1 protein-coding gene is annotated in these 6,427 nt (G+C 66.2%); it reads left to right on the forward strand.

The features are described from left to right. Positions 1–332 precede the first annotated feature (332 nt). A partial coding sequence (gene pks2 / locus ACLP9N_RS14500; protein ID WP_442408072.1) for a sulfolipid-1 biosynthesis phthioceranic/hydroxyphthioceranic acid synthase occupies positions 333–6,427 on the forward strand: 6,095 nt, incomplete at its 3' end.

Below are 6,427 nucleotides of genomic sequence, written 5' to 3' on the forward strand. Positions count from 1 at the left end.
TGAGGATGCTAAGACAACCCTCACCCCAATGGTGAAGGCTGGTGCGAGGAATTCGCCCGCGTGGCGCAGGCCGCCGTCGAGTCGTTCTACCGCGAGTACGCAAAGAATGCAGGTGTCTTGCGTTTTCCGGGGGGAGCGCAAAACCGGCTCCAGAAGTGCGGAAAGTCAGATATAAGTAGATCGCTTCACGAATTGGTGATTGGCTTGGATTTAAGTTCGTAGGTCTAGGGTCGCTAGATGCGACGGTGCGGGGTTCCCTGCCTGGGCACTGCAAGGGAGGCAGGTATGCGGCCGTGAGCAAGGCACGTGTGAGTCCGGTTGCTGTCATCGGCATGGCGTGCCGGCTTCCCGGGGGCATCGATTCGCCCGACCTGTTGTGGGAAGCGCTGCTGCGCGGCGACGACCTGGTCACCGAGATTCCCGCCGACCGTTGGGACGCTGACGAGTACTACGACCCCGATCCCGGTGTGCCCGGTCGGTCGGTGTCGCGATGGGGCGGGTTCCTCGACGATATAGCGGGCTTCGATTCCGAGTTCTTCGGGATCGCCGAGCGGGAGGCAACCGCGATCGACCCGCAGCACCGCTTGTTGCTGGAAACCTCATGGGAGGCGGTGGAGCACGCCGGTCTGGCGCCAAAATCGTTGGCCGGCTCCCTGACAGGTGTGTTCGTGGGATTGGCCCACGATGACTACGCATCCGTTACCAGCGAAGCGGGTGCGCTGGACGATGCATACGGGTTCACCGGCACCGCCTTCAGCATGGCGTCTGGGCGGGTCGCCTACGCGATGGGGCTGCGTGGTCCTGCGGTCACTGTGGACACCGCGTGCTCATCAGGCCTGCTTGCCGTGCACATGGCTTGCCGCAGTCTGCAGTTCGGTGAGAGCAACCTTGCCTTGGCGGGTGGCTGCATGGTGATGCTGGAACCGCGCAAGTTCACGTCCGCTTCCGCGCAGGGCATGCTCTCGCCTACAGGACGCTGCCGGACGTTCGACGTCGCCGCCGACGGGTTCGTGCGTTCCGAGGGTTGCGCCGTGGTAATGCTCAAGCGGTTGCAGCACGCGCTGAACGATGGTGACCGGATCCTGGCCGTAGTGCGTGGCACGGCCGCCAACCAAGACGGTCGCACCGTCAACAACTTAACGCCGTCGTTGGATGCGCAGGAGCTGGTGTATCGGGCGGCGTTGGCTGCCGCTGATGTAGACGCCGGCACCGTCGGCATGGTTGAGGCGCACGGCACCGGTACCCCGGTTGGTGACCCGATCGAATTCAGGAGCCTGGCACGGGTTTACGGCACCAGCGGGAAACCATGTGCGCTCGGATCGGTCAAGAGTAATTTGGGACATGCTGAGTCCGCCGCCGGCACAGTGGGGTTGATCAAGGCGATCCTCGCGCTGCGGCATGGTGTGGTACCGCCGATGATGCATTTCACCCGGCTGCCTGATGACCTTGCCCCAATCGAGACGAAACTCTTTGTGCCGCGGGAAATCACGTCGTGGCCCACCAACGGTCACCAAGCACCCCGGCGGGCGGCGGTGTCGTCGTTCGGAATGTCGGGAACGAATGTACACGCCATTGTGGAGCAAGCTCCAGAGACCGTTGCCCAGGAGAGCGGGGAAGCCGGATCCGGTATGGCCTCCCCCCTGTTGTTTGCGCTGTCGTCGACCTCCGCCGACGGGCTGCGGCAAACCGCGCGCCGGCTCGACGACGGGGTGGAAGAACACGAAGACTCCATTGTGTTGTCGGATCTGGCTTATACGCTGGCGCGCCGCCGTGCCCACCGGCCCGTGCGCACGGCGGTCATAGCCGCTGGTCTTGAGGAGCTAATCGAAGGATTGCGTCAGGTCGCTGAGGGGGATGTTCCGTATCAGGGCGCTGTGGGGCAGGACGACCGGGGTCCGGTATGGGTGTTCTCGGGGCAGGGTTCGCAGTGGGCGGCGATGGGCGCCGACCTGCTCGCCAACGAACCGGTGTTCGCCGCCACTGTCGCGGCGGTGGAACCGCTGATTGCCGCCGAGTCCGGGTTCTCGGTGACCGAGGCGATGACGGCGCCGCAGACCGTGACCGGCATTGACCGGGTGCAGCCGACTCTGTTCGCCATGCAGGTGGCGCTGGCGGCCACGATGAAATCCTACGGGGTCACCCCGGGCGCCGTCGTCGGGCACTCCATGGGAGAGGTGGCGGCGGCCGTCGTCGCGGGAGCGTTGTCGCTGGAAGACGGGGTGCGCGTCATTTGTCGCCGTTCCCGGCTGTGCGTAAGACTGGCCGGTGCTGGCGCGATGGCGTCGGTGGAACTGCCGGCTCGACGTGTACGTGCGGAACTGGTGGCTGGCGGCGTCACCGACGTCGTGATCTCGGTGGTGGCCTCTCCGCAGTCCACGGTGATCGGCGGGTCCACCCAAACGGTTCGCGATCTCGTCGCAGCGTGGGAGCAGCGTGAGGTGATGGCCCGCGAGGTCGCCGTTGACGTGGCATCCCACTCTCCGCAGGTCGACCCGATCCTCGACGAGCTCTCCGAGATGTTGGCCGAGGTCGCCCCGATGGCACCGCAGGTTCCGTTCTATTCCGCGACCCTGTTCGACCCCGGTGATCGGCCAGTGTGCGATGCCGGTTACTGGGTGGACAATCTGCGTCACACCGTGCGGTTCGGCGCGGCGGTGCAGGCGGCGATGGAGGACGGGTACCGGGTATTCGCCGAGCTGGCACCACACCCGCTGCTGACCCACGCCGTCGAGCAGACCGCCGCCAGCCTCGACATGACGGTAGCCGTCTTGGCCGGCATGCGGCGTGAACAACCGCTGCCGCACGGGCTGCGTGGTCTGCTGGCGGATCTGCACAGCGTGGGTGCCGCGGTGGACTTCTCTGTGCTCTATCCCGGTGGGCGGCTGGTGGACGCACCGCTGCCGGCGTGGACGCACCGTCACCTGCTTCGCGCCCCGGATCGCCCTGCGCACGACGCGAATACCGTTTCGGTGCATCCGCTGTTGGGCGCGCATGTGCCGCTGCCGGAGGAGCCGGAGCGCCACGCCTGGCAGGCCGATGTAGGCACCGCGGCGCTGCCCTGGTTGGGCGATCACCGGATCCACAATGTGGCCGCCCTTCCCGGGGCCGCCTACTGCGAGATGGCGCTGGCCGCCGCGCGCATGGTCCTCGGCGAAGAGTCCGAGGTCCGCGATATCCGCTTCGATCAGATGCTGCTGCTCGATGACAAGACCCCGGTGTTCGCCCTCGCATCGGTGACATCGCCGGGCGTCGTCGACTTCGTCGTGGAGACCTTCCAGGAAGGTGATCGGGTTCAGCGGGCCGAAGCGGTGCTGCACGCGGGAGACGGTCAGGACCAACCACCGGACTACGATATGGCCGCTCTGCTGACAGCGTATTCGTTCGACTTGGACTGGGCCGAACTCAGGCAGTGGTTCGACGAGCATGGTGTGCACCATGGGCCCATTTTCACTGGTGTGACGGCCGCGCACGCTGCCGACAGCTCGGTCAGCACGATACTGACCGAAGTCGCGCTGCCTGGTTCTATTCGCTCACAACAGAGCGGCTATAGGATTCACCCCGCCCTGCTGGATGCCTGCTTCCAGTCCGTTGTGGCCCACCCCGCCGTCCAGGGCAGCGGTCTGCTGCTGCCGTTGGGTGTACGAGGGCTACGTGCCTACGCGCCTGCCCGCAACGCCCGTTACTGCTATACGACGGTAACTAATGCTGACGCTGCCGGGGTCGAAGCCGATCTGGATGTGCTCGACGAGCACGGCATGGTGCTGCTTGCCGTGCGTGGGTTGCAAATGGGAACCGGGGTCTCCGAGCACGCAAGCCGCGATCGTGTGCTCAGCGAGCGGGTGCTGACCATTGAATGGCAACAGCAAGAGCTGCCCGAGGTGGACGGTGCCGACGCCGGAACATGGCTGCTGATCAGCACCTCCGCCGCTGCCGATGTGGTGGCCACACACGTTACTGACGCGTTAAAGCGCCACGGCGCGCACTGCACGACCATGTGCTGGCCGCAGCATGCCGATCAGGTGGCCAATGCCGAGCGGTTGCGCGGTCAGCTCGGCTCCGGCGGGTTCACCGGTGTGGTCGTGCTCAATGGTCCGCGTAACGGCAACCCGGATGAGGAGTGCGCTGTGCGCGGCGGTGAGTGCGTACGCCACCTGGTGCGCATCGCCCGCGAGCTGCCCGAAATCGCGGGCGAATCTGCGCGGCTATATGTCGTGACCATGAACGCGCAGACGGTGCTGGCCGATGATGTCGCCAATCTCGAGCAGGGCGGGCTCTGCGGCCTGCTGCGGGTGATCGGCGCCGAGCATCCGTACCTGCGCACCACTCAGATCGACATCGACGAGCAAACCAACGCCGAGCGGGTGGCGCGCCAACTGTTGGCCGGCTCGGACGAGGACGAGACCGCCTGGCGACACGATGCGTGGTTCACCGCGCGCCTGTGCCCCACTGCGCTGCGCCCCGAGGAGCGGCGAACCACCATCGTCGACCACGAGCACGACTGCATGCGCCTGCGGATTCGCGTCCCCGGTGACCTGCAAACGATAGAGTTTGTCGCGATCGACCGGGTCCCGCCGGGGCCGGGCCAGGTCGAGGTCGCGGTCAGCGTATCCAGCATCAACTTCGCCGATGTCCTGCTCGCCATGGGCCGACTACCCGGCATCGACGGAGGTCAACTAGAGCTGGGCAGCGATTTCGCCGGTGTGGTAACCGCGGTCGGGCCGGATGTCACTGACCATCACGTAGGTGACCATGTTGGCGGTTACGTCCCCTATAGCGGCTGCTGGGGCACGTTTGTCACTTGCGACGCCCGATTTGTCATCACCCTGCCGCCCGGCCTGACGGCCAACCAGGCCGCCGCATTGAGCAGCGCGCACGTCACGGCATGGCATGGGCTGCACGATCTGGCCCGGATCACCTCCGGTGACAAGGTGCTGATCCACTCCGCAACCGGCGGTGTGGGGCAAGCGGCGGTAGCGATAGCCCGAGCGGCGGGAGCCGAGGTCTTCGCCACAGCCGGCAGAGCGGCGCGTCGAGCGCTGTTGGGTGACATGGGCATTGAGCACGTCTACGATTCGCGCAGCATCGAGTTCGCCGAGCAGATCCGCCGGGATACCGATGGGTATGGCGTCGACATCGTGCTCAACTCCCTGACCGGCGCCGCACAGCGCGCGGGGCTGGAACTGTTGGCGCTAGGCGGGCGGTTCATCGAGATCGGCAAACGTGACGTCTACGCTCACGGCCGGCTGGAGTTGTATCCGTTCCGGAGGAACCTCGCGTTCCACTATTTGGACCTTTCGTTGATGTGGGACAGCCACCCCCAGCGGATCCAGGACCTTGTGCGCACGGTCTACCGGCTCGTCGCAGACGGTGTGCTGCCACCCCCGGAGCACACTAACTATCCGCTTGCCGAGGCGGCCACCGCGATTCGGGTGATGAGCGCGGCCGAACACACCGGCAAACTCGTCCTCGACACCCCGCGTGCGGGGAGCAGCAGCGCGGTGATACCACCGGAGCAGGTTCAGCCCTTCCGAGTTGACGGCGCCTACATCATCACGGGCGGTCTGGGTGGACTTGGGCTGTTCCTTGCCGAGAAGATGGCCACGGCGGGCTGCGGCCGGATCGTGCTCACCTCGCGCGCCCAGCCGAATCACGAGGCGCTGGAGACAATCGAGCTCATCCGGGCCATCGGATCCGACATCGTCGTCGAGTGTGGCGATATCGCCCAGGCGGGCACTGCGGAGCGGTTGGTGGCAACGGCAACCGCCACCGGGCTTCCGCTGCGCGGTGTGCTGCACGCGGCGGCCGTGGTCGAGGACGCCACTTTGAGCAACATCACCGACGAGCTGATCGAGCGCGACTGGGCGCCCAAGGTCTACGGCGCCTGGCACCTGCACGAGGCCACTGCCGGACAGCCACTGGACTGGTTCTGCTCGTTCTCCTCGGCAGCCGCCCTGCTGGGCTCGCCGGGTCAGGGTGCCTACGCCGCGGCCAACAGCTGGCTGGACGCCTTCACCCACTGGCGAAGGGCTCAAGGCCTGCCAGCCACCGCGATCGCATGGGGAGCGTGGGCCCAGATCGGCCGCGCCGCAGCGCTGGCGGAAAGCGGCGACATCGGGATGATCACTCCCGACGAGGGCGCCTACGCGTTTGACGTACTGCTGCGCCACGACCGCGGGTACACCGGGTATGCGCCGGTCGTCGGTTCACCATGGTTGACTGCCCTCGCGCAACGCAGCCGGTTTGCTGAGCTGTTCCAATCCGCGGGGCAAAACCGGTCGGGCACGAGCAAATTCCGCCGGGAGCTGAATGAGCTACCCCTCGACGAGTGGTCTCCCCGACTTCGGCGTCTGGTTTCCGAGCAGGTCGGCCTGATTCTGCGTCGCACCGTCGATCCGGACCGTCCGCTCTTCGAGTACGGCCTCGACTC

Origin of the sequence: Mycobacterium sp. (assembly GCF_052144515.1) — a bacterium.
GTDB lineage: Bacteria > Actinomycetota > Actinomycetes > Mycobacteriales > Mycobacteriaceae > Mycobacterium.